Consider the following 22,048-nt stretch of genomic DNA (forward strand, 5'->3'; position numbering starts at 1 on the left):
TGACCGCCCACGCACGCCGCACCGAACAACTCGCCAACACCGGCGCCCAGCTCACCACCGAACAACTCGCCACCCTCCTCCCCGAAGACATCACCCCGTAGCGGTGTGCAGCAGGTCGCGGATGGCGGTCCGGTGATCGCCGGTCCGCCACGCCAAGGCGAGCCTGCCCGGCGACGCGCCCCCGGGCCGCATGATGATCGTTCCAGCATCCGACGGGAGGGAACGGCATGACGGTCTCGCTGGTCACCGGGGCGAACCGGGGCATCGGCCGCGACGTGTGCGCGCAACTCGCCGCACGCGGCCACCGGGTGCTGCTCGGGGCGCGCTCGGCGGAGGCGGGCGAGCGCGCGGCGGCCGAGACCGGCGCGACGCCCGTCCGGCTGGACGTCACCTCCGCGGCGGACGTCGAGCGCGTCGCGGCCGAGATCGGCGAGCTGGACGTCCTGGTCAACAATGCCGCGATCACCTACGACACCTGGCAGCGGGCGTCGAGCGCGGACCTGTCCGTCGTCCGCGCGGCCGCCGAGACCAACCTGTACGGGCCGTGGCGGCTGACGCAGGCCCTCCTCCCCGTCCTGCGGCGCAGCCGGCACGGGCGGATCGTCAACGTCTCCAGCGAGGCCGCCTCGCTGACCAACATGGGCGGCGGCACTCCGGCCTACACCGCCTCCAAAGTCACTCTCAACGCCCTGACCTGCATGCTCGCCGCCGAACTGCGCGCCGACGGCATCCTCGTCAACGCGGTCTGCCCCGGTTGGGTCGCCACCGACATGGGCGGCCCGGGCGGCCGCCCCGTCGCCGAAGGCGCGGCCGGCGTGGTGTGGGCCGCGACCCTGCCCGACGACGGACCGACCGGAGGCTTCTTCCGCGACGGCCGCCCCCTCCCCTGGTGAAAGGCCCCTTTGATGATCTTGGTGACGGGTTCCACCGGAAACATCGGCTCCGAACTGGTCGACGCCCTCGCCTCGTCCGGTGAACCGGTGCGCGCCCTCGTGCGCAAGCCTCCGGCGTCCCGGCGCGACGGCGTCGAGTACGTCACCGGCGACCTCGACGACCCCGCGTCCCTCGCGCCCGCGCTGGACGGGGCCGCCGGCGTCTTCCTGCTGCCCGGCTATCGCGACATGCCGGGCATCCTCGCCGAGGCCCGCCGCGCCGGGGTCAGCCGGGTCGTCCAGCTTTCGGGCGGTTCGGCGGGCAGCGGAGACATGACCAACGCCGTCAGCCGCTACATGATCATCACCGAGCGCGCCGTGCGCGACTCCGGCCTCCCGTGGACGATCCTGCGCCCGGCCGCGTTCATGTCCAACGCGTTCCGCTGGCTCCCGCAGCTCCGGGCGGGCGACACGCTGCGGCTGCCGTTCGCGAACGTCCGCGCCGCCGCGGTGGACCCGCGCGACATCGCCGCCGTCGCCGCGAGGGCCCTGCTGCGTGACGGTCACGCGGGACAGATCTACCACCCCACCGGCCCGGAGTCCCTCCTGCCCGCCGAGCAGGTCGCCGTCCTCGGCGAGGTCCTCGGCCGCGACCTGCGCTTCGAGCCCCAGCCGGACGACGAGGCCCGCGCCGAGATGAGCGCGCAGATGCCGGTGGAGTACGTCGACGCGTTCTTCGACTTCTACGTGAACGGCTCGTTGGACGAGTCGGTCGTCCGCTCCACCGTCCAGGACGTCACGGGCGGGCCGCCCCGGACCTTCCGCCAGTGGGCCGAGGCGCACGCCCCCGCCTTCGCGTGATCCCGCTCGCCGAGATCACCGCCGCGACGCGCGCCCTGCAGGCCACCGCCGACCGGCTGGACGACGACCGCGTCCGCGCGCCCTCCTTGCTCCCCGGGTGGACGCGCGGCCACGTCCTGACCCATCTCGCACGCAACGCCGACGGCGGGACCCGCCTGCTGACCTGGGCGCGCACCGGTGTCGAGACCCGCGAGTACCCCAGCCTGGACGCCCGCGCCGCCGAGATCGAGGAGGGTGCGGACCGTCCGGCGCGCGTCCTCGCGGAGGACGTCCGGCAGAGCGCGCGGCGGTTCGCCGACGCCTTCGCACTCATGCCGGACGAGGCCTGGGGCCGGGTCGTCCAGTGGACCGCGGGCGCCCGCCACCCGGCCGCCCGCGCCGCCGACGCCCGCCTCACCGAGGTACTCGTCCACCACGTCGACCTCGACGCCGGCTTCACACCCGCCGACTGGCCCGCCACGTTCACCACCCGGATGCTCGACAGTGTCACCGCCTCATACGCCCGCCGCGACGACGCCCCGTCCCTGCGGCTCCGCGCCACCGACACCGGCGAGGAACACGGACATGGAGGCGTGCTCGTCACCGGTCCCGCACCCGCCCTCCTCGCCTGGCTACTGGGCCGCTCCCCCGGCACCGAGCTCACCGGCCCCGAAGGCGTCGAACTCCCCTTCCTCTACTGACGCCTACTGCGCCGGGCAGGTGGTGCCGGGCGGAGGGAGGGTGAGGGACGTCAGGTAGGCGTCGATGGTGTTCTGCATGCAGGGGCCGCGGTCGTAGCTGCCGTGGCCTGCGCCTTCGTAGGTGAGCAGGCGTCCTGTGGGGCCGAGTTGCCGCGCGACGTTCCGTGCCCAGGCGTAGGGCGTGGCGGGGTCGTGGACGGCGTTGGACAGCAGGATCGGCGCGCTGCCGCGGACGTCCAGGCGGTGCTGCGGGTTGCGGACGGGCTGCGGACGGCCGAGGCAGGCGGAGATCGCCATGACGGGACGCGCGAACGTCATGTCGGGCGCGACCTTCTCCGTGCGCCGCATGAGCCTCGCGTACTCGCCGTAGTCGCGGACGGGCAGGCTCCAGTCGGAGCAGAACTGCGCGGTGAAGGGGTCGGTGGCGGTCTCCCCTGCCGCCTGGGCGGCTGCCGGACGCGCGCCGGCCCTCAGGGGCGGGGCCGCGTCCAGTGCGGCCAGTTTCGACGCGAGCTCGGCCCAGTCGGGGCCGTAGAAGCTCTTGTAGGCCATCAGCACGAGGCCGAACTCCGGCAGCGCGGTGCCCGGCGATGAAGGGTCGGGCAGTTCTCCGCGGTCGGCGCGGGCGCGCAGGTCACGCCAGATGGCCCGGACGTCCTTGCCGTGCAGGGCGCACTCCCGGGTGCGCCCGCACCAGGCGGCGAACTGGTCGAACGAGTCCTGGGCGGCGGCCAGTTCGGACGTCAGGAAGCGCCGGGCGTCGGGGATGCTGTGGTCGTCCACGCTCTCCAGCACCATCGCCCGGACGCGTCGCGGGAACGTCTCGGCGTACATCTCGCCCAGCAACGTGCCGTACGAACTGCCGTGGAAGGTCAGCTTCGGCTCGCCCAGGGCGGCGCGGATCGCGTCCACGTCCCGGACGGTGCTGAGCGTGTCGGCGTGGTCGTAGAGCGGGCCGGTGCGGGCGCGGCAGTCGGCCCGCAGGCGCGCGTTGTGGTCGAGGGTCGCCCGGAACTGCGCCGCACTCTTGATCATCGGCGAGGGGGCGGCCCTGAGCAGGTCGGCCGAGCACGTCACCGGGTGGCTGGCGCCGATGCCCCGCGGGTCGAAGCTGACGATGTCGAAGCGTCGGCGCAGCTCGTCGCTGAACCGGTCGATCCCACCCTTGAGCCTGGTGACGCGCTGGACGCCGGAGTCGCCGGGACCACCGGGGCCGAACACGAGGGTGCCGACGCGGGCGTCCCGGTCGAGGGCCTGGCGGCGCGCGATGGCGAGGCCGAACGTGGGGCCGTCCGGCCGGGACCAGTCGATCGGCAGCCGCAGGGTCGCGCACTCGGCCTTGCCGTCGTCGCCGCATGCGCGCCAGCCGATGGCGGACGGGGAGCGCGGCGCGGGCGGCGTGGGCGAGGCGGTGGCGGGGAGCGCGACGCCGGCCAGCGCCACGGTCCCGGCCGCGGCCGCGCCCACGAGAGCGAGCCTGTTCCTTCGCAGCATGGAAGTCCTTCCGGTGCGGGGACGTCAGAGCCCGCGTCCTCCGAAGCGGGCGACGGTCCCCGGCCCGGCCGTGGCCGGGGAACGCTGACGATCAAGCTAGGTGCGGTCCGCGCACCGGAACAGGGTGATCAGGGGCGATTCAGGGTGGTTTCAGGGTCCACTCAGGGTTCGATCCGACCCGACCGAAGTTATCCGGCCCTTGTCAGAAATCGCCCGTAAATACCAACGAAAGCCGTACTAATCGACAATTCGGGAGGCAGAAAATGAGTCCCGTGACTCAACGCCACTCGAGCTCTCCGTTCCTGATGGCGGTCAGGAGGGCTTTCCACTCGGCGGGGTCGAGCGTGAGGAAGCCCGCGGAGGCGGCGCGCGAGTCGCGGACCAGCACGGCCGGGCCGGCCGCCGCCACCTCGACGCATTCCTGACCGCCGCCGCTGGCGCTGCTCTTCCGCCAGCTCACCGCCGCTCCCCGATTCGACCGGTACACCATCCAGCAACCCTCCATCCATTGCCGGCGGGTGCCGTCTCGCCAACCGATCGGACAAGAACACCCGCCAGGCGAGCACCAGCAGGGCACGACAAACCACGACCTTGTGGAAAATTTCCCGATCACGAGTGTAAACGGTTCTAGTTATCCCGCCTACAAGGGAACACAAGATCACCCTGCGTGTTATGACGGCCACTCGCCTTGTCGGTGTCCGATGCGGCAGTCACCTCCGTCGCATGGTCGGGTTCCAAACGGGAGTCAGGCCATGAGGTCCTCGGCGGCCTGCCGCAGCAGCGCGATCGACTCGTCCGCCGGCAGCGCCTGCTCCAGCAGCAGCTCGAAGGTGTCGCGGTACTCGGTGATCCGCTCGTCCTCACCAGTGATCATCACGCTGGCTCCCGGCCGCGCCTCCAGCCAGAGGACGTCGTCGAGGTCGCCGTCGAACTCCAGAAGGCTGAACGGCCCGTCCAGCCCGAGGTGCGCACCCGCCTTGAACGGGATGATCCTGACGGTCAGCAGGTCGTCCCGTTCGCACGCGTCCGCGATGTGGTTCAGCTGGGCGGGCATGATCGCCGGATCGCTCTTGATGCCGACATGCCGCCGGATGACGGCCTCGTCGATGATGTAGTGCTGGCGCGGCGGGTTCTGCCGTTTGGCGAACTCCAGCTGGCGCTGGATGCGCAACTTGGCCGCCAGCACTCTCGCCTGCTCAGAGATCTTGCCGGTGGACAGGACCTCGGCGTACTCGGCGGTCTGGATCAGCCCCGGGATGACGGTTCCGTGGAACTGCCGGATGAACGCCGCGCCGGCGGAATACCCGACATAGGAGAGAAAGCTCGGGTCCAGGTCTCCGCGGTAGGCGTTCCACCAGGCGGGTTCCCGCGCACCGCGGGCGAGCGCCTGCAACCGCTCCTGGCGTCCCTCCGAGGTGACGTCGTACACCGCGAGCAATGCCTGCAGATCGGTGCGGGTGATGGCGTTCTTGCCGCCTTCCACCCGGATGAGCTTGGACGGAGACCACTCAAGCTGCCGTGCCACCTGCTCCTGCGTCAGCTTCTTCTCTTTGCGCAGGCGGACGAGCTCGGTGCGCAGCAGCGCACTCTGGACTATGGGGCCCTGGTCACTGACCATTGGTTCGCTCACTCTGAGTAATGCATGCCACCCCACTGGATGCTACATGGCAGACGGGGACCTGGCATCCCACTCCCCGACACGACGCTACATGTCCCGGACATCTGATCTTCGCTCCGCCCACCAGACCCCGCCATATCGCCCAAAACTCGCGTCGGTAGCTTCCAGAGTGCTGCATACCGTCGGACTCTGTTGTAATGTGCTACATAGCAGATTAGCAGACGACGTCATGCAACGAGACGCGATGCCACATCCGAGGGCGGATGGGGTTGAACACAGGGTGAGGTCTCGGCCGGGGACGGCGCACCACGGCCAAGACGGACCGCAGGCGGAGACGGGCCGGCCGCAGGCGGGAACGAGGAGGACCGCACGCGCCACACGGGGAGGCCGAAAGGGGAGACAGGATTCCGGCGACGCCAGGAGGCGGCACCGGAGGAGGAACACCAGAAGAAAGCGATGCCAGCGAAGGCAACAGAGTCGCCCGCCGCTTCCCGCCGATCAACGGTTTGGCAGCCACGACGATCGGCAGGAGAGCGGAGAGCGACTCCCGGGGCCGCACGAGACAGCCGGGCCGATCCGCCCGCATCCTCTGCCAGGACGCAGAAAGATCCGGGCTGACCTGCCAAAATGTCTCTGCGGACTCATCTAGTCTAACCGCGACCACGCGGTGCGGACCATAGGTGATGTGACTCCGGTCACCCGCGGGCCACACCGGACCTACCCGGTGCCCCGGCGGACGACGGAGTCGCCATTCGAGGCATGGGGTCCCTGACATGTCCAGACAGCACGTACCGTCCCCCACCTCCGCCGTCCACCCCACGAGTCCGGCGGGCTCGTCGCCGCCCGCCCGGCGGGGCGACGGACGGGTGGACCGATGAACGAGCACGCCCGCCACCACGACCCGGACAAGATCGTCCCCACCGAGATCGTCCCGCGTTCCCGGTCCGTCCGGCGGACCGAGACCGTCCGGCGGCCCGGGTTCTGGCACGGGCTCACCACCGTCGAGCGCGCCGCGTTCCTCGCGCAGGCGCGGGAGGTCGTCCACCCGGTCGGCGCCGTGCTGTGGACCGAGGGCCAGGACGCCGACCACACCTTCGTGATCAAGTCCGGCTCGGTGCGGATCTCCGTGGAGCGGGACGGACGCGAGCGCTTCGTCGCCTTCCGCGGGCCAGGCGACATCATCGGCGAGCGCGCCGCCCTGCTGCTGCGCCGCCGCTCGGCGACCGTCGTCGCCATGGACTCCCTCCACGTCCTGCGCCTGACCACGCAGGAGTTCGTCGCCTACCTGAGCGACCATCCGCACGTGGTCGCCGTCCTCGAACGCGAGATGTACGACCGGATGACCGAGCAGGGCCCGGGCCGGCCGCCGCGGCGCGCCCACCCCGGCGGCGCGGCGCACCCGTACGGACCCGCGGCGCAGTACGGATCGCCGCAGCCGTACGCCATGGCGCAGCTGCCGGTGGTCCCGAACTATCCGTACGCGATGGCCGGGCCGTTCGTGGTGGCCGCCCCGTACGCCGCGCCCGACCCGCGGGCCGGAGGCGCGACCTACATCGTGGAGCCCGCCGCCGCGATCAACGGCGCGGGCGCCGCGTCCGGGGCGACCCCGACCGTCCCGTGCCGCACCGTGCCCGCCAACTCGCTGCCGCCCGCCAACTCGCTGCCGCCCGCCCGCTCCCTCCAGCCGGCCCTGGAGGCGGTCGTCGAGGCACCCAGCGAACGGCCGACGCAGCCCATGGTCCTCCCGGACGGCGACGCCCCGTCCTGGGCCGGCCAGAACTGCACCATCGTGTACACCGACGTCGCCGGTTTCAGCTCGCCCGAGCGCAACGACGCCGACCGGATCGGCGTGCGCCGCGCCATGTACCGGGCCCTCCGCGAGGCGTTCGAGGAGTCGGGCGTCCCCTGGGACGCCTGCCACGTCGAGGACCGCGGCGACGGCGCGCTCATCGTCATCCCGCCGCAGGTGCCGACGGCCACCGTGATCGACCCCATGCTGGTCTCGCTGGGCCTGCGTCTGCGCCGCCACAACCACCGCGCGACCGGGGCCGTCCGCGTCCAGCTCAGGGTCGCGGTGAACGTCGGGCCCGTGATGCCCGACCCGCCCGGAGTATCCGGCTCGTCCATCATCACGACGGCCCGGCTCCTCGACGCCGGCCCGCTCAAGGAGCGGCTCGCCGCGACGGGCGCCGACCTCGGCGTCATCGCGTCCAGGTTCGTCTACGACTCGGTGATCGTCCCCAGCCCCGGCCACGTGACCGCCGCCGAGTACGAGCGGATCACCTGCCGGGTGAAGGAGTCCCACCTCGAAGGCTGGATCCACCTGCGCGGCCTGGCCGCCCATCCGGCGGTCTGACCGGCCGCCCGCCGGCCCGTCCCCCGCGCGGGCCGCCCCCAGACGACCACGACCCCGCGCCGTCGCCGCGGGGTTCTCCGCTTTCACGCCCGCCGTGCGGCTAGCGGGGCGGCCTGCCGTCATGGTCGGGCGGTATCCGCAGGACGAACCGGGCGCCGCGCTCGCTGTCCTCGATGGTGAGGCTGCCGCCGTGCAGCCGTGCGATCTCCCTGGCGATCGGCAGGCCCAGGCCGGTACCCCCGGGGTCGCGGGCCTTGCTGTCCTGCAGGCGGGCGAAGCGCTGGAACACGAGGTCCCGGTTCTCCTCGGCGACGCCCAGGCCGTCGTCGACGACCTCCAGCACGGCGGTGCCGTCCTCCCGCGACACCGTGACGTCGACACGCGACTCGGCATGCCGCTCGGCGTTGTCCAGCAGGTTCGTCAGCAGGCGGACGAGCCTGAGCCGGTCCCCGCGCACCGTCACGCCCTCCTGGAGATGCGGGACGATCCGCTTCGTCCGGTCCGACCTCGCCAACTCGATGGTGACCAGCGCGCCGAGGTCGACCGTCTCGACGTCCTGCCAGGCGGCGGCGTCCAGCCGGGCGAGCTGCAGCAGGTCCGTCACGATCGCCTGGAGCCGTTCCAGGCTCTGTAGGACGTTCCGTGCGGTCTGCGGCCAGTCGACGTCGTCGGGGAACAGCAGCGCCTCCTCGATCTGGGCGCGCGCGGCCGCGATGGGGCTGCGCAGGTCGTGGGACGCGTCGGAGGTGAAGCTGCGCTGCCGTTCGAGGGCGCTGTCCAGCCGGTCCAGGGTCGCGTTCGCGGCCTCCGCGAGCCGCCTGATCTCGTCCCGGTTCTCCGGCACCGTCACCCGGCGGCCCGACCGGTGCGCGGTGATCTCCGCCAGCTCGGCCCTGATCGCGTCTACGGGGGCGAGGGTCTGGTCCACCGTCGTCCAGGCGCGCAGGCAGCCCAGCAGGATCACCAGCAGCGAGACGCCGGCCAGGAAAATGATCAAGCCTGGGCTCACGTACCAGGGGATGATCGGGACGGCGGCGTAGATCAGCCAGTCGCCGCCCGGCCTGAAGATGCGGAAGCCGATCACCCACAGGCACCGGTGGCGCCCCACCGGCGAGCACACCTTCCGGGTGGCGTACACGCGCGTCTGCGACGGGACGAAGCGGGCGAGCGGACGGTCGGCCGGCGCCCGACCCGAGGTCCCCGCGATCACCGTCCGCTTCACGTCCACGACCTGCAGCATGACGCCCGGCACCCCGTCGAACCGGTCGGGCGCCGACCCGCGCCGCAGCTCGTACGACAGCCGGAGCGCGGCCGCGTTCGCCTCCCCGCGGGAGGAGTCGGTCTCCGATCCCCGCGCCTCCACGAGGATCAGCGTCGTCACGATGGCACAGATAACGGCGGTGACCGCCCCGGCAATAACGGTCATCCGCACCCGTATGGACCATGTGCGCCGTCCGTACACCCGACCTCCCGCAGGTGAGGTAATCACCGCACACGCCCGGATCAGTCCTCTGAACAGCAGCGATGCAGCCAAGACCGGCAAAAGAATTGGTTGCCGGACCGACCGGGCATGCAGAAGCCCGGGCGCTGGGAGGGCACGCGACTAGCATGTCCCGTTATGGAGCTGCGCCAGCTTGAGTACTTCGTGGCGGTCACGGAAGAGGCCGGCTTCACCAGGGCCGCGGCCCGGTTGCACGTCGCCCAGCCCGGCGTGAGCGCCCAGATCCGGCAGCTGGAGCGGGAACTGGGCCAGCCGCTGCTCGACCGCTCCGGTCGGACCGTCCGGCTGACCGAGGTCGGCGCCGCCGTCCTGCCCTACGCGCGCGCCGCGCTCGCCGCGGTCGAGGGCGCCCGGCTGGCGGTGGACGAGCTGACGGGCCTGCTCCGCGGGCACGTCACGATCGGCACGATCGACTGGATCCGGTCGCTGGACCTTCCCGGCATGCTGGCCGGATTCCACCGCGACCACCCGGACGTCGAGATCACCGTCCTCCAGCAGGACTCCGCGACGCTGACCGAAGGACTCCGCACCGGACGGATCGACCTGGCGTTCCTCAGCCTCGGCGGCGACCCGCCCGAAGGCATCGCGACGCGGGTCGTCATCGAGCAGGACCTCGTCGCCGCCGTCGCCCGCGGCCACCCGCTGGCACGCAGGTCCACGATCAGCCTGCGGGCCCTCGCCGAGGAGAACCTGATCTGCCTGCCGAAGGGCACCGGGCTGCGCGCCGTCCTGGACGGGGCCTTCGCCGACGCCGGCCTGCGCCCGCGCGTCGCGTTCGAGGCGGGCGAGCCGCCGGTCCTCGCCGAGATCGCCGCGCACGGCCTCGGCGTCGCCGTGCTGCCCGAGTCCGCCGCCCGCGGCCGCCCGGACGACCTGCGCGCGCTCCCGGTCGTCCGGCCGCGGCTGACCGGGCGGATCGCCCTGGCCTGGCGCACCGAGGGGCCGCGCAGCCCGGCGGCGCGGGCGCTGATCGCCCGCGCGCGCCGGTGGCCCGCCTGATCAGGCCGCCCGCTCCGCGGAGTCGTCCACGACGCGGTGCAGGACGTCCGGCCTGTTGGTGATGATCCCGTCCACGTCGAGGTCGATCGCCCGCTCCATGTCGCCGGGAGCGTCGATCGTCCAGGTGAGCAGGTCCATCCCGGCGTCGTGAACCTCCTCGACGTAGGACTCGGTCAGGCCGCCGAAGGTGGGATTGACCTGATCCGCGTACTTCGCGAGTTTCGGCAGATCCGCGGCCTTCGGGGTACCGAGGAGGCCGGTCGGCACCTTCGGCAGGACGGCGTGGAACCGCCGCACCGACTCCCAGTCGAACGACTGGACGACGAGGCGCCGCTCCCGCGGGTCGTACCGGAGCCAGGACGGGAACCGCTTCAGCTCCGCCGCGATGCGTCGCTCGATGCCGGGGTACAGCCCGGGGTTCTTGATCTCCAGCAGCAGCCCGAGGCCCCTGCCGCGCATCCCGGCCAGCACCTGGCCGAGCGTCGGGACGCGCTCGCCCGCGTACTTCCTCGCGAACCAGCCGCCGGCGTCCAGCCTCCCGATCTCGGCGAGGGTGAAGTCGGCGACCTTCCAGGGCTTGCGGCCGGGGTAGACCTCCTCCGCGTTCGTCGTCCGGGCGAGGGTGGCGTCGTGCATGATCACGAGCTGGTGGTCCCTGGTCTCCTGGACGTCCAGCTCGAACACGTCCGCCTTCTTGGGCTGGGCGAGCCGGAACGCCGCCAGCGTGTTCTCCGGCGCGTACGCGGACGCGCCCCGGTGCGCGACGTTCAGGACGCCGGTGTCCGGATCCGGGGCCCGGGCGGGGGCGGTGCGCGGGCGCGGTTCCGGGGCGCCCGGCAGCAGGGACAGGGTCGGGTCGGGGCCTGGACGGGCGTCGGCGGGCGCCGCCGGGACGGCGACGGCCGCGGTGGCCAGGACGGCGAGGAGCGCGAGACGATTCCGCCGGTGCATCAGTCACCTCTCGGGAGCCGGGCTGTCCGCCCCAACCCTCGGCCCGTCCGGTGACACCGGAGTTACAGATCGGTAGCAGACTGTGTATCGAAGGTGACGATACGCATCGGGTCCCGTCAGGACGAGTCAGACACGGCCGGACCGCCGGAATGGCCTCCGGGCTCTTCGGGACTGCCCTGCCCCGCGGCTTTTGCGCTCTTGGCCGCTTTCGCCAGCACCAGCGCCCCGAACAGCAGCCTCCTGCTGCGCCTCAGCGGACGCGGGAACCTCGCCCGTCCCGTCCCCGGCTCGGCCCGTGGAGCGGGGATCACGGGACGCGCCGGGCGGCGGGGCGTGCCCAGCCGTGTCGGACGGCTACGCCCGCGCAGCATCACCGACCGTCCGAGGTCCCACTCGTCGGACTCGGCGAGGTGCGCCAGCTCCAGAACGGTCGCCGAGGCGAGCACCCGCCCCTCCTCGTCCTTGGCGAGGTCGCTGAGCCGCGCCGCCTCGTTCACCGGATCGCCGATCACCGTGTACTCGAACCGCTCCTCCGCGCCGATGTACCCGGCGACGACCGGGCCCGCGGACACCCGATCCCCGCGTCCAGCATCGGCACCTCGGCGCGCAGCCGCACCGCCAGCTCGCGGGCCGCGCCGAGCGCCCCGCCGGCCGAGTCCTCCACCTGGGTCGGCGCCCCGAAGATCGCCAGCGCCGCGTCCCCCTCGAACTTGTTGATCCAGCCGCCGTGCTTGGCCACCGCCGACACCACGACGCCGAAGAACCGGTTGAGCAGCCCCACCACCTCGTCCGGGCTGCGCGTGTCGGCCAGCCGGGTGGACCCGGTCAGGTCCACGAACAGCACGGCCACCTCGCGCGTCTCACCGCCGAGCGTGACGACGCCGCGCTCCAGCGCCAGGTCGGCGACCTCCTCGCCGACATGCCGCCCGAACAGGTCGCGCAGCCACTCGATCTCCCGCAGCCCCGCGACCATGTGGTTGAACCCGGCCTGCAGCTGCCCGACCTCGCTCGCGTCGTACACGTCCACCTCGGCGCCGAGGTCCCCCCGCTCGACCTGCGCCATCCCGCTGCGCACCGCCTTGATCGGATCGGCGATCGCGCGCGTCGCCATGTAGATCACGCAGACCCCCGCGAGCAGCGCGGCGCCGCCGAGGCCGAGGATCGTGATCGCGAGCTGGGTGACGTTGATGTCCGGCGCGGCCAGCGCGGCGATCGCGACGCAGATCAGGCCGAACACCGGGATCGCCGTCCCGAGCGCCCAGGCGAGCATCACCCGCGTCGTCACCCCGGGCAGCCGCAGCCTCTTCGGACGCTCCGCGCCCAGCACCAGCGCCGCCGCCGGCCGCAGCAGCCGCTCCGACAGCAGGTAGACGATCGTGCAGGTCGTGCCCGCGCCGAGCAGGCACGTCAGCCCCGTCTTCACCGCCAGCCGCCCGGTGAACAGCATCATGTCGAGCGCCGCCCAGCCGAGCGCGCCGACCCCCCACAGCGCCCCGACGAGCAGCGTCAGCCGCAGCGGCCCGAGCAGCACGGCCCGGCGCTGCCGCCGGTCGGGCTCTCCCCCGTCCCGGACGAACGTGACCACGGGACGCCACAGCCACAGCCCGCACAACAGCGCCGCCGGAGCCGCGACCACCGGATAGCTGAAGAACGCCACCGCGTTGACCAGATGAACGTAGTCGCGGTCGTCCAAGGGCGGATCGGGCACCACGAACGTCGCGAACAGCAGCACCACCAGCGAGCCGATGATGTTCGCGACGCCCACCACGACCAGCAGGACCCACCGCACCCGGATCTCGAGCCTGCTGGTCACGCGCGCCTCCGGAGGGAAGGAACCGCCCATGAGGGATCATCCCACGGCGGGCGCCGTCCCGCCGTGGGATGTCCTCACTCAGGCGCTCGTACTCTCCTCGGCCAGCGGAACGGGGACCCGCGCCTCCTGCGAGCTGCGCCGGACGAACAGCCAGCCGACCACGACCAGCGCTGCCCAGGCGGCCATCACGTAGAGCGCGATCCGCGTATCGGCCTCCCACGCGATCGTCACCGTGACGAACGCGAAGAACGCCAGCACGGCCCAGCTCGTGTACGGCGCCCACGGCATCCGGTACGGCGCCCTCGGCAGCTCCCCGGCCGCCGACCGCCGCCGGTAGACCATGTGCGCGACCAGGATGACCGTCCACACCAGCAGGGCCCCACCGGTGGACACCGACGTGATGTACTCGAACGCCTTCTCCGGCACGACCGCGTTGACGACCACACCGATGCCCATGACCAGCGTGGAGATGACGACCGTCAGAACAGGCACACCGCGCCCGTTGAGCCGTCCGAGCACCTTCGGACCGTCCCCGTTGACGCCGGCCGTCCGCAGCATGCGGGACGTCGAGTAGAGCCCGCCCGCGTTGCAGGACGACAGCGCCGCCGTCAGCACCACGAAGTTGACGATGTCCGCGCCGCCCGGAATGCCGATCTGGTCGAACGCCAGCACGAACGGGCTCGCCCCGCCCTTGAACGCCGTCCACGGCACCACCGCGAGGATCACCAGCAGCGACCCCAGGTAGAACAGCGCGAACCGCACCGGCAGCGCGTTGATCGCCCGCGGGATGTTCTTCTCCGGATCCTTGGCCTCGCTCGCCGTCACGCCCACCAGCTCGACGCCCAGGTAGGCGAACATCACCATCTGCAGCGTCATGATCGTGGCCCCGGCCCCCTCGGGGAACACGCCCCCGTGGTCCCACAGGTTCCCGACCCCCGCGGTGTCCCCCGCGTCGCTGAGCCCGAAGACCAGCACCCCGAGCCCGACCAGGATCATCATCACGATCGCCGCGACCTTGATCATCGCGAACCAGAACTCCAGCTCGCCGAAGAGCTTCACCGAGATCAGGTTCACCACGAACAGGACCACCAGCGCCACCAGCGCCGTCTGCCACTGCTCGACGCCCGGCCACCACTTCTGGATGTACTTGCCGGCCGCGGTCAGCTCCGCCATCCCGGTCGTCACCCAGATGATCCAGTACGTCCAGGTCGTGGCGTAGCCCCAGAACGGCCCGAGGAACTCCCGGGCATACCCGGCGAACCCGCCCTCGGCCCGCCGGTACGTCAGCAGCTCGCCGAGCGCCCGCATGACGAAGAACAGCGCCAGCCCCGCCACGGCGTACGTCAGGATCAGGCTGGGCCCGGCCTTGGCGATGTTCTCCCCGGCGCCCAGGAACAGCCCGGTGCCGATCGTCCCGCCGATGGCCAGCATCTGCATCTGGCGGGTCCCAAGCCCGCGTTGGTAGTCCTCCGCGCTCTGGTCTGGGAGCTTCGCGACCACACGGCCTCCTCTCTACAGCCGCCCCGCAAGGGGCGGCAGCGCCACCCTCCGATCACGCACCGTTGCGCAACCCGGACAGAGTAGGAGCCCCAAGCACAAACACGAAACACTCTTGTCCGCCCGGTTTCTCCCCGCCCGGATCGTCCCCTCACCCGCCCGGGGTAATCGAGTTGGCGACCCCCTCGGCCATCGCGTATGCTCTCGGACGTCGCCAAGCGCCGGACACACCGGCCAAGACACCCCTCCAGAGCCGCTAGGCTCGGAGACGCAAGGTCCTGTGGAGCAGCTAGGAGTGCTCGCCACCCTGTCAAGGTGGAGGCCGCGGGTTCAAATCCCGTCAGGACCGCCAGACGCGCCGACGCGCGTCCTGGGCAGGTAGCTCAGTCGGTACGAGCGTCCGCCTGAAAAGCGGAAGGTCGGCGGTTCGACCCCGCCCCTGCCCACCTCACCAAGCAGCAACAAGAAGCGCCCGACCTGCAAGAACAGGTCCGGGCGCTTCTCTCGTCTGTCCGGCTGTGTCCGACCGTCACCGGCCCTCGCCGAGCGTCTGTGCCGAATACGCGCCGAAGGCAAGAGACGCGTCCGACATCAGAGCGTCCGACTCCGGTCACTATTCGCTGTCATGACCATGCACATCGTGGGATACTCACCCAAGCAGGACGCGGGGAGGAGTGACCATGGTGAGCGACGCCGATCCGACGAAGTGGGATTGCCCACCGCACACCAAGGCCAAGCACGACATGCTTGCGTCCTATCTCGACGGCTGGTACCCGATCCTCTCATCCTGGAACGGGCGCGTCCTCTTCCTGGACGGCTTCGCCGGACGGGGCCGCTACAACGACGGGACAGAAGGCTCCCCCCTCGTTGCCCTTCGCCGGCTTGTCGATCACCACTACTTCCCTCAGATGAGACATCGAGAGTTCGTCTTCATGTTCATCGAGGCCAACGAGGACAACGCGATATCACTTAAGCGGGAGATTGATGACTTCAAAGCCTCCCACGCACCATGGCCGGCCAGCGTAAAAGTCAGCGTAATTAACGACAAGTTCGACGCCACAGCCAACACCATCCTCAACCACCTACGCGAGCAGAAAGCCAACCTCGCGCCGACCTTTGCGTTTGTTGACCCGTTCGGCTACAGCGGGCTTCCTATGGATCTGCTTGCCGACCTGCTCTCTTACCCACGCACAGAAGTCTTCGTGAACTTTATGGTGGGTCACGTCCAACGCTTCATTGAGCGAGATGGCCAAGAGGCAGCGATGAGAAGTCTCTTCGGCATGGATGTGCGAGAGGTACTAAGCGGACACTCGCGCAAAGCCGACCGCGTGGAGCACCTACGCGCCGTGTACGGAAAACAACTGCAAGACCGTATTGGCCTCGATCACGTGCAGTCCTTCGCGATGATCAACAGCACCGGCAACATCGGGTACTACCTCTTCCACGGCACACGACACCGCAAGGGTGTCAAGCTGATGAAAAATGCGATGTGGAAGGTAGACCCCGGTGGGGGTTACACGTTCTCCGATCGTCTCGCTGGTCAAGACGTTCTCTTCACACCGGAACCGGACCTAAAGCCCCTTCGCCGCGAGTTCCTGCTTCATTACGCTGGCAAGCGCAACATTTCGGCAGAAGAGATGGAATGGCATACCCTTCTCCATACGCCCTATCGCGAGACTCACGTTCGCCCTGTCCTTCGCGATCTGGAGCGCGAAGGAGCCATCAAGGTCAATCGGCCCATGGGCAAGAAACAGTTTACAAAGGGCGTAACTATCGACTTTCCTAGCTCGCCACCGAGCTAACGGCCGGCATCTGGTCCCACGTCCGGCCATCCAACTCTCGTCCGCCGGCCTTGGGAGTACGCCCTCCCCATTGCTTAAAGAAGAACGAGACCCCTGCATCAAAGCACTGATCACGCAAGCCCTGCACCCAAGCAGGATTTACCGGGCGAGCGTTCCTGCCACTCTCGCCGCCCGCGATCACCCAGTGAATACCCTCTAGGGACAGATCATCGAGCGGCCCCAACAGCGGCTCACAAGACAGGAACCGAACTGCAGCGGGGACCGCACGTAGAGATTCAACTCGGTGCACGACATCTGCATCTTCCACAGAGACGCCTACCCAGACATTCGGCGGCCAAGGAAGTTCTGCAGCAACGCGCTTCAGTCGCAGCGCACGCTTGGTTAGAATCTGATAAGTATGTTGAGGCGTTCCTGCCATTACCTCAAATACTTGCTGGACAAACTTCAACGGCACGCGAGCATGAAACAAGTCGCTCATCGAGTTCACGAAGACAAGTCTCGGCTTTTTCCAAGAGTACGGAACCGCGAGTAGGTCAGGATGGCATGTCACACCAAAACCCGGTCCACTCGTCCTCGGGTCCCCATCATTCTGATAGCGCTGCTGGCCCATAGCCTTCAGACGCTTCGCGAGCGCCAATGCATAGCAGTTATCGCAGCCTCGTGTAACTTGGTCACAGCCCGTGGTTGGATTCCACGTGGTCTCAGTCCATTCGATCGCGCTGCGATCACCCATGCCAGCCTCCTTCGACTACCCATCAACCTACAGGTTTTCGAACATAATATCGACTACAGCGGGCTACTAGTTGATTCCATCTTGGTGCATGTGGGGCGTCCGTGCAGACAGAAGCCCAAAGGTGGCCGTGGTGGCCGCTGTTCACGAGCACCACGGCCGGCCCTCTACCTCAAGGCTTCCTCGATGCGGCGTTTAGCCGTTTCGTCCTGACCTTCGACGCACTTCGCGTAGACGCGTAGCAGCACCTCGACACTGTGGCCGGCCCACTCGGCGACCTGGGTAGCCGGTACGCCACCGTTGAGCCAAGTGGACACGCATGCATGGCGCAGGTCGTACGGGCGTTTGGCGAGCGGCGAGGCGTACTCGGCGTCAGACAACGCGGAGAGACGCGCACGGTCCCACACGCGGCGGTAAGTGACGGTAGCCAGCTCGCCGCCGCGGACACCGCAGAACACACGCCCACCGGGGCCGGCGCCGGTTGTCTCCAGGTGGCGCCGCAAAATCCGGGTGAGCGGCGGCGCCACCGGGACGCGTCGCCATTCCCCCTCGCCGCGGCCCTTGAGACGGCGCACCTCACGGCGGGCGCCGTTGTCGGTCCACTCCGCTCCGACCTCGGGGGAGGCGGTGCAGAACCGCAACTCTCCCCAGTCGTCCGCCGGCTCGTGCCAGCTCTCAGTTTGCTCGTCCCAGATCAGCCGCGGAAGGGCGATGTTCTCGCGACGCAAGTTGACGGCCTCCTCCGGACGCAGGGGCCCGCGTAGTAGAGCACGGCGAAGAATGCGGCGAGGCGCGGGCCGCTCGGCTGCTGTTCCCGAACAGCTTGGAGTAGGCGCCGGGCCTGGCCGTGGTTAACGACCGATCGGCGGTCGATCTCGGGCGAGGCTTTCGGGGCCTTCCACTTGATGGCCTTGACGGGGTTGCGCGCGAGCATGTTCAACTCCACCGCGTATTCACACGCGTTGTGGAGAATCGCGCGGTTGCGTTGGACGGTCGAGGGCGCAGCGAGTGACCCGTCAAGGAGCGTCGCCGCGCTGTCGAGAGCGGCCCGCATGACCTTGGGGTCGGACAGCGCCGATACGGGCTTGGTGTTGCGGGCCAGCCACTTGAGGATCTGGGCGGCGTCTTCCGGGCAGTCCGCGCGGTTCTTGGTGTTGAATGCCCACCGCCGGAGCGCCGTACGGATCTTCTTGTCGGCGGGCTTGCCCTTGTCGCTGGCAAGCATGGCCGGCATGACGGTAACGAGCGCCCACGCGGTGTTCGCTCGATGCTTGCCGGATGCGCCCTTCCATTTCATATCCACGTAGGACACGCAGAAGTCGTACCAAGACATGTCAGCGGCGGCCCGTCCCCACGCGACTGGTCGTCCGGTCGTGACGTCAAACGCCTCACCCTTGTTTGCCGCCGCACGCAACTCGGACTCGAAACTGACAGCCTGCGGACGCTTACGAAACGGTTCCTTCCACTGTTCACGACCGGTCTTCCAACGAACGGTGTACGTGGTGACCTTCTTGCCCTTGTAGACCTCCATCTTGTAGATACGGACGTCGTAGGTGATGTTCTCCATCTCAGGCGACGTCCCTTCGCTCGCTCCACCACTCGTCAAGATCTTCGCGGCTGACACGAATCTCGCCGTTGTCGATTTTGTAGCACTTCGGGGCCGTTCCCTTGGCGCGCCATTCGTAGAAGGTCGAACGCGAGACCTTGATTTCGGCGCACACCTCGGGGAGGGTAAGCATTTCCTTGGAACGGATTGCCGTTTTCACAGGCGACCTCGTTTCACGATGCGATCGGTCGGACAGTCAGCGGGTATCCAGCGGCGTGCATGGTGGCTATGCGCCGGTCCCACAAAGGTCGGGGTGCACGAGGTAGGTGGGTGAGGGGCGGCGGCCGGGGCCGGTGCGTTCGGGGTCGGGTAGGCGGCGAATCCAGCCGTGTTGTTCCAGGAGGTCTAGGGGTGTCTCCAGGTCGGCGACTTTGGGGAACTTGGTGCGGGGCAGTTTGCTGAACAGTTGGCGGACGGTGAATCGTTCGGGCTTGGTGCGTTCGATCCACGCGTGAACGTCGCGGGCGGCGTGCTGGTCGGGGTCGCTCCCCATGGCGTCGAATGTGGCGACGGCGTGGGCGGTGAAGTACTCCCCCAGTCGGATGGCGGCGTGCATGGTGTCGGCCTCGATCGGGGTCCGCCATCCGTCGTCAACGTGCGCGGCGAGGTGGAGGAGTCCAGCGATGCGGGCGACCGCGCCGACGTACTTGCCGGCCCAGTCGCCGAGGTGGCCGAGGTCGCCGGTTTCGGGATGCAGCCGGGGTTCAGTGCGAGTTTCGAGGGCGAGGAACTCGGCGTGCGCGTCCGGGGTGAGTTGCAGCCGGGCGGGGTCGTCCCAGTCGTACAAGGCGTTAACGAGGTTCTGCAGCTGGGTGTCGTAGCGGGAGACGACCTCGGCGGACGGGGCGGGCGGGTTGATGCGGCGGCGGCCGATGTTGCTTTCTGGGAGCGCGTACAGCAGCCGTCCGAGCAGACCCTTGCCGCGGAATCCCGGCATCTTGGCGATGTCGGTGATGACCTCGGGCTGGATGGCGAGTCCGAGGGTGAGGGCAGCGTGTTCAACGTGTTCGGTCGGGCGGCCTTGCCGGTCGACTCGCAGCATGTCGCCGGCGTGGCCCTTAAGGAAAACCTCCATGTTGGGGGTCGAGGAGTAGCGGCCGGCGACGGTGGCGAAGATGCCGCCCTCGGCGGACAGCACGGCCAGCCGGCCGCCTTGTTCAGCCAGCAGGGACGCGGCCTTTTCCGGGGTGATGTCGTCGGCGACGAGCCGCGGCAGGACCGGCACCTTGATGGCCTCTACCGCCATGGCGGCGTCGGTGGCGTCGGCGAGCTTGTCAGGGTCGCCGCCGGGCGTGCCCGATCCGGCGGCGACGCCGGCGGCCTTCTCCGCGGCGGCCTTGGCCACGCGTCGCGCCAACTCGGCCTCAACGATGCGAGGTTGGGTGCGTTCGGCTAGGTGGCGTTCGGCGTTGAGTAGGGGTTGGGTCATGGCGCGAAAGACAGCGGATTTGCGGGATCCGGGCGGCATCGCCACCACGGTGAAGATGTTCACCGGCTCGACCCAGGTGCCGCGGACGTTGACGATGGCGCGGCCACCGGCGGCGGTCGACAGCGCGGCCAGCGCGAGACAGCCGGCTAGGTCCTTGGGGGTTTGGGTGAACTCGGCGACCGCGGTCGCCTGTGCACCGACCCAGTCGGGGAGCGCGTCTGCGGGGAAGGTGGGCAGGCGTTGCCGGGCGCCGAGTGGCACGGGCGCTTCCCACGTGGGCGTGGCGGGCTGGCCGTGGAGTTCGGCCAGCCGGGCGCCGGCGCCTGCGGCGGCGAGGATGCTGTCAGCGGCGGTCACGCGGCCCTCCCGCGGGGTGTGCGGGCGCCGGCGCGCATCCCGCTGGCAATGGTCGCCTCGCACTCGTGCGCGGTCAGTCCGACCGTGAGTCCCGCGGCGGTCAGGCAGTCGACCACAAGCGTGGAGGGCAGCATCCCGCCGGCGGCAAGCTGGCCGAGGGCGAACGCGGCGGCGTTGAGTGTGTGGTTGCGGGCACCGGGGCGGGAGTCGAGGACGTGTTGCACCTCGGCGCGCAGAGCGGCGCCGACGTATCCGGCGGCGTGCCGCTGGTCGAGGTCGGGCATCTTCGGCACCGGCGCGGCAGTGCGTTCGGGCACGGTGAGCACGTCGACCAGCCATCCGGGCAACGGCGCCGGCGCCGTGTCGTACACCGTCACGTAGGCGCCGCCGGCGGCAAGGGCGCTGCCCGCGGCCACCACGTAACCACCGTGCGCGCGGGTGTCGACCAGCCATCCCAACCGGCCGGCGGTGTTGCGCAGCCGGACACCGGGCGGGGCGGTGAAGTACAGATGCATCCCGCCCGACGCCGTACGCACGGTGTGGGTCTCCCATGGGAAGGGTTGGCCGTGCCGCTCGCAGAGCGCGGCGAGCACATCGGCGCCGTCGTTGATCCCTGGCATGTCCCAATCGGGCGGCGGGGTCTCGCCGGGCTTGGGCTGGTCGAGTCGACCACGACCAGATTCGATGGGCCGCACGCAATCCCGATGTTGTAGGGGGCGTGGTGCCAGCACTGCCAGATGCGTGCGTGGTCGGTCGAGGTGGCGCGACCTTCCCAGTCGTTGCGGAGCGCGGGCCGCTTGTCGCCGGGCCGTAGCGGGAACACGTGCCAGCCGCGCCCAGCGTGGGCGAGCGCGGTCACCATGAGTCCGGGGCCGTCGCCGGTGTCGACCACGTTCGGCCGGACCGGGACACCGCGGGCGGGCTGCGTCATGATGGGTGTACCTCCTTCTAGTGACCTCGTTGAGGTCCGTGATCGGTCGGAGGGGGCGGCCCTCGGCGGCGTGCTTGGTGGCTTGTGCGCCGGGGGCCGCTTTTGCGCCCTCCTGATGAGCTGGCTGACTATCGGCGGTTGCGGTCGATGTTCTTGAGGTGGGTCCAGATACGGCGACCGGCGCGCAGTTGCGCACCGCGGCCTCCGCAGCGGTTGCAGTAGCGCCAGGCGCGGCCGGACGGGGAGCGGAACCGGCCGGCGCCGTCGCATTTGCGGCACGCCCGATACGGCCAGATCACGCAGTGGAGCAGGTAGCCGACGGCGGCGAGGATGGCGAGCAGCAGCCACATGCCGGACGGGTTGGCGGTGTGGGTAGCGGCAGCGGTCAGCAGGGGCACGACAGCCCTCCTAGGGCACTGTGCTGGGGGTTCGGGGCGTGCGGGGTCTACGCGCTACGGCGCTGGTCATGATCGGTTTGAGGGTCTACAAGGGGGGTCTACGGGTAGCGGGGTGACCGGCTACCCGTAGACCGGGTTCGGCGGCGCCGGCGG

General features: G+C 69.9%; 21 protein-coding genes, 2 tRNA genes and 1 pseudogene. 8 read left to right on the forward strand and 16 right to left on the reverse strand.

Going from position 1 to position 22,048, the window contains the following annotated elements:
* Nucleotides 1–227 precede the first annotated feature (227 nt).
* Genes AB0H37_RS05630 through AB0H37_RS05640 form a run of 3 tightly spaced genes read left to right on the forward strand, consistent with a single transcriptional unit; the run spans nt 228 to nt 2,413 of the window.
* Nucleotides 228–893: an SDR family NAD(P)-dependent oxidoreductase gene (locus tag AB0H37_RS05630; protein WP_360611630.1), complete on the forward strand. Its 666-nt coding sequence runs from the start codon at nt 228–230 to the stop codon at nt 891–893.
* Between the two features lie 21 nt (nt 894–914).
* Entirely contained in the window at nt 915–1,733 is an 819-nt protein-coding gene (locus tag AB0H37_RS05635) for an NAD(P)H-binding protein (protein WP_360611632.1), read from the forward strand.
* Nucleotides 1,730–2,413, forward strand: coding sequence for a maleylpyruvate isomerase family mycothiol-dependent enzyme (locus AB0H37_RS05640; RefSeq protein WP_360611634.1), 684 nt, complete (start codon nt 1,730–1,732; stop codon nt 2,411–2,413). Before AB0H37_RS05635 ends, AB0H37_RS05640 begins: the two co-directional genes overlap by 4 nt.
* A gap of 3 nt (nt 2,414–2,416) precedes the next feature.
* On the opposite strand, the gene AB0H37_RS05645 is transcribed toward AB0H37_RS05640, so the two are convergent.
* The 3 genes from AB0H37_RS05645 to AB0H37_RS05655 form a co-directional block, all read right to left on the reverse strand.
* Nucleotides 2,417–3,907, reverse strand: a complete 1,491-nt coding sequence (locus AB0H37_RS05645) for an alpha/beta hydrolase (protein WP_360611636.1) — start codon at nt 3,905–3,907, stop codon at nt 2,417–2,419.
* A 277-nt stretch (nt 3,908–4,184) separates the two neighbouring features.
* Nucleotides 4,185–4,367, reverse strand: a complete 183-nt coding sequence (locus tag AB0H37_RS05650; protein ID WP_329096319.1) for a DUF397 domain-containing protein — start codon at nt 4,365–4,367, stop codon at nt 4,185–4,187.
* Between the two features lie 285 nt (nt 4,368–4,652).
* Nucleotides 4,653–5,537, reverse strand: coding sequence for a helix-turn-helix transcriptional regulator (locus AB0H37_RS05655; RefSeq protein WP_229810212.1), 885 nt, complete (start codon nt 5,535–5,537; stop codon nt 4,653–4,655).
* Nucleotides 5,538–6,399: 862 nt separating this feature from the next.
* Here AB0H37_RS05655 and AB0H37_RS05660 point away from each other — a divergent pair.
* Nucleotides 6,400–7,881 (forward strand): cyclic nucleotide-binding domain-containing protein, encoded by a 1,482-nt coding sequence (locus AB0H37_RS05660; protein ID WP_360611639.1) that lies wholly within the window; start codon nt 6,400–6,402, stop codon nt 7,879–7,881.
* Between the two features lie 100 nt (nt 7,882–7,981).
* On the opposite strand, the gene AB0H37_RS05665 is transcribed toward AB0H37_RS05660, so the two are convergent.
* Nucleotides 7,982–9,262: a HAMP domain-containing sensor histidine kinase gene (locus tag AB0H37_RS05665; RefSeq protein ID WP_360611641.1), complete on the reverse strand. Its 1,281-nt coding sequence runs from the start codon at nt 9,260–9,262 to the stop codon at nt 7,982–7,984.
* A 237-nt stretch (nt 9,263–9,499) separates the two neighbouring features.
* Between AB0H37_RS05665 and AB0H37_RS05670 the strand changes: the two genes are divergently transcribed.
* A complete protein-coding gene (locus tag AB0H37_RS05670; RefSeq protein ID WP_360611643.1) occupies nt 9,500–10,381 on the forward strand; it encodes a LysR family transcriptional regulator in 882 nt (293 codons plus the stop codon).
* On the opposite strand, the gene AB0H37_RS05675 is transcribed toward AB0H37_RS05670, so the two are convergent.
* From AB0H37_RS05675 to AB0H37_RS05690, 4 genes are all read right to left on the reverse strand, one after another.
* Nucleotides 10,382–11,332, reverse strand: coding sequence for a glycerophosphodiester phosphodiesterase family protein (locus tag AB0H37_RS05675; RefSeq protein WP_360611645.1), 951 nt, complete (start codon nt 11,330–11,332; stop codon nt 10,382–10,384).
* Nucleotides 11,333–11,448: 116 nt separating this feature from the next.
* Nucleotides 11,449–11,904 carry an adenylate/guanylate cyclase domain-containing protein gene (locus AB0H37_RS05680; protein ID WP_360611647.1) on the reverse strand — a complete coding sequence of 152 codons (456 nt, stop codon included), beginning with the start codon at nt 11,902–11,904 and terminating at the stop codon, nt 11,449–11,451.
* Nucleotides 11,841–13,145, reverse strand: coding sequence for an adenylate/guanylate cyclase domain-containing protein (locus AB0H37_RS05685; protein WP_360611649.1), 1,305 nt, complete (start codon nt 13,143–13,145; stop codon nt 11,841–11,843). The genes AB0H37_RS05680 and AB0H37_RS05685 overlap by 64 nt, the downstream gene beginning before the upstream one ends.
* A gap of 78 nt (nt 13,146–13,223) precedes the next feature.
* Nucleotides 13,224–14,645 (reverse strand): amino acid permease, encoded by a 1,422-nt coding sequence (locus tag AB0H37_RS05690; protein ID WP_360611651.1) that lies wholly within the window; start codon nt 14,643–14,645, stop codon nt 13,224–13,226.
* 271 nt (nt 14,646–14,916) lie between these two features.
* On the opposite strand from AB0H37_RS05690, the gene AB0H37_RS05695 reads away from it, so the two are divergent.
* From AB0H37_RS05695 to AB0H37_RS05705, 3 genes are all read left to right on the forward strand, one after another.
* Nucleotides 14,917–14,994 (forward strand) — tRNA-Asp (locus AB0H37_RS05695).
* A 20-nt stretch (nt 14,995–15,014) separates the two neighbouring features.
* A tRNA-Phe gene (locus AB0H37_RS05700) sits at nt 15,015–15,088 on the forward strand.
* Nucleotides 15,089–15,322: 234 nt separating this feature from the next.
* Complete coding sequence (locus AB0H37_RS05705) at nt 15,323–16,444, forward strand: three-Cys-motif partner protein TcmP (RefSeq protein ID WP_360611653.1); 1,122 nt, start codon at nt 15,323–15,325, stop codon at nt 16,442–16,444.
* Here AB0H37_RS05705 and AB0H37_RS05710 read toward each other — a convergent pair.
* The 8 genes and pseudogenes from AB0H37_RS05710 to AB0H37_RS05745 form a co-directional block, all read right to left on the reverse strand.
* Nucleotides 16,425–17,177 (reverse strand): phage Gp37/Gp68 family protein, encoded by a 753-nt coding sequence (locus AB0H37_RS05710; protein WP_360611655.1) that lies wholly within the window; start codon nt 17,175–17,177, stop codon nt 16,425–16,427. The genes AB0H37_RS05705 and AB0H37_RS05710 overlap by 20 nt on opposite strands.
* A 164-nt stretch (nt 17,178–17,341) precedes the next feature.
* Entirely contained in the window at nt 17,342–17,902 is a 561-nt protein-coding gene (locus AB0H37_RS05715; protein WP_360611657.1) for a tyrosine-type recombinase/integrase, read from the reverse strand.
* The gene (locus tag AB0H37_RS05720) at nt 17,869–18,741 is read right to left on the reverse strand and encodes a hypothetical protein (protein WP_360611659.1); all 873 of its coding nucleotides are present in this window, start codon (nt 18,739–18,741) and stop codon (nt 17,869–17,871) included. Before AB0H37_RS05720 ends, AB0H37_RS05715 begins: the two co-directional genes overlap by 34 nt.
* A 1-nt stretch (nt 18,742) precedes the next feature.
* Nucleotides 18,743–18,940 carry a helix-turn-helix domain-containing protein gene (locus AB0H37_RS05725; protein ID WP_245920308.1) on the reverse strand — a complete coding sequence of 66 codons (198 nt, stop codon included), beginning with the start codon at nt 18,938–18,940 and terminating at the stop codon, nt 18,743–18,745.
* 66 nt (nt 18,941–19,006) lie between these two features.
* Nucleotides 19,007–20,566: a YfjI family protein gene (locus AB0H37_RS05730; RefSeq protein ID WP_360611662.1), complete on the reverse strand. Its 1,560-nt coding sequence runs from the start codon at nt 20,564–20,566 to the stop codon at nt 19,007–19,009.
* Entirely contained in the window at nt 20,563–21,186 is a 624-nt protein-coding gene (locus tag AB0H37_RS05735; RefSeq protein WP_360611664.1) for a bifunctional DNA primase/polymerase, read from the reverse strand. Before AB0H37_RS05735 ends, AB0H37_RS05730 begins: the two co-directional genes overlap by 4 nt.
* A gap of 101 nt (nt 21,187–21,287) precedes the next feature.
* A pseudogene (locus AB0H37_RS05740) lies at nt 21,288–21,497 on the reverse strand (bifunctional DNA primase/polymerase); the annotation flags it as partial.
* 128 nt (nt 21,498–21,625) lie between these two features.
* Nucleotides 21,626–21,895 (reverse strand): hypothetical protein, encoded by a 270-nt coding sequence (locus AB0H37_RS05745; RefSeq protein ID WP_360611665.1) that lies wholly within the window; start codon nt 21,893–21,895, stop codon nt 21,626–21,628.
* Between the last annotated feature and the right edge of the window lie 153 nt (nt 21,896–22,048).

Origin of the sequence: Actinomadura sp. NPDC023710, from assembly GCF_040639875.1 — a bacterium.
GTDB classification, from domain to species: domain Bacteria; phylum Actinomycetota; class Actinomycetes; order Streptosporangiales; family Streptosporangiaceae; genus Spirillospora; species Spirillospora citrea.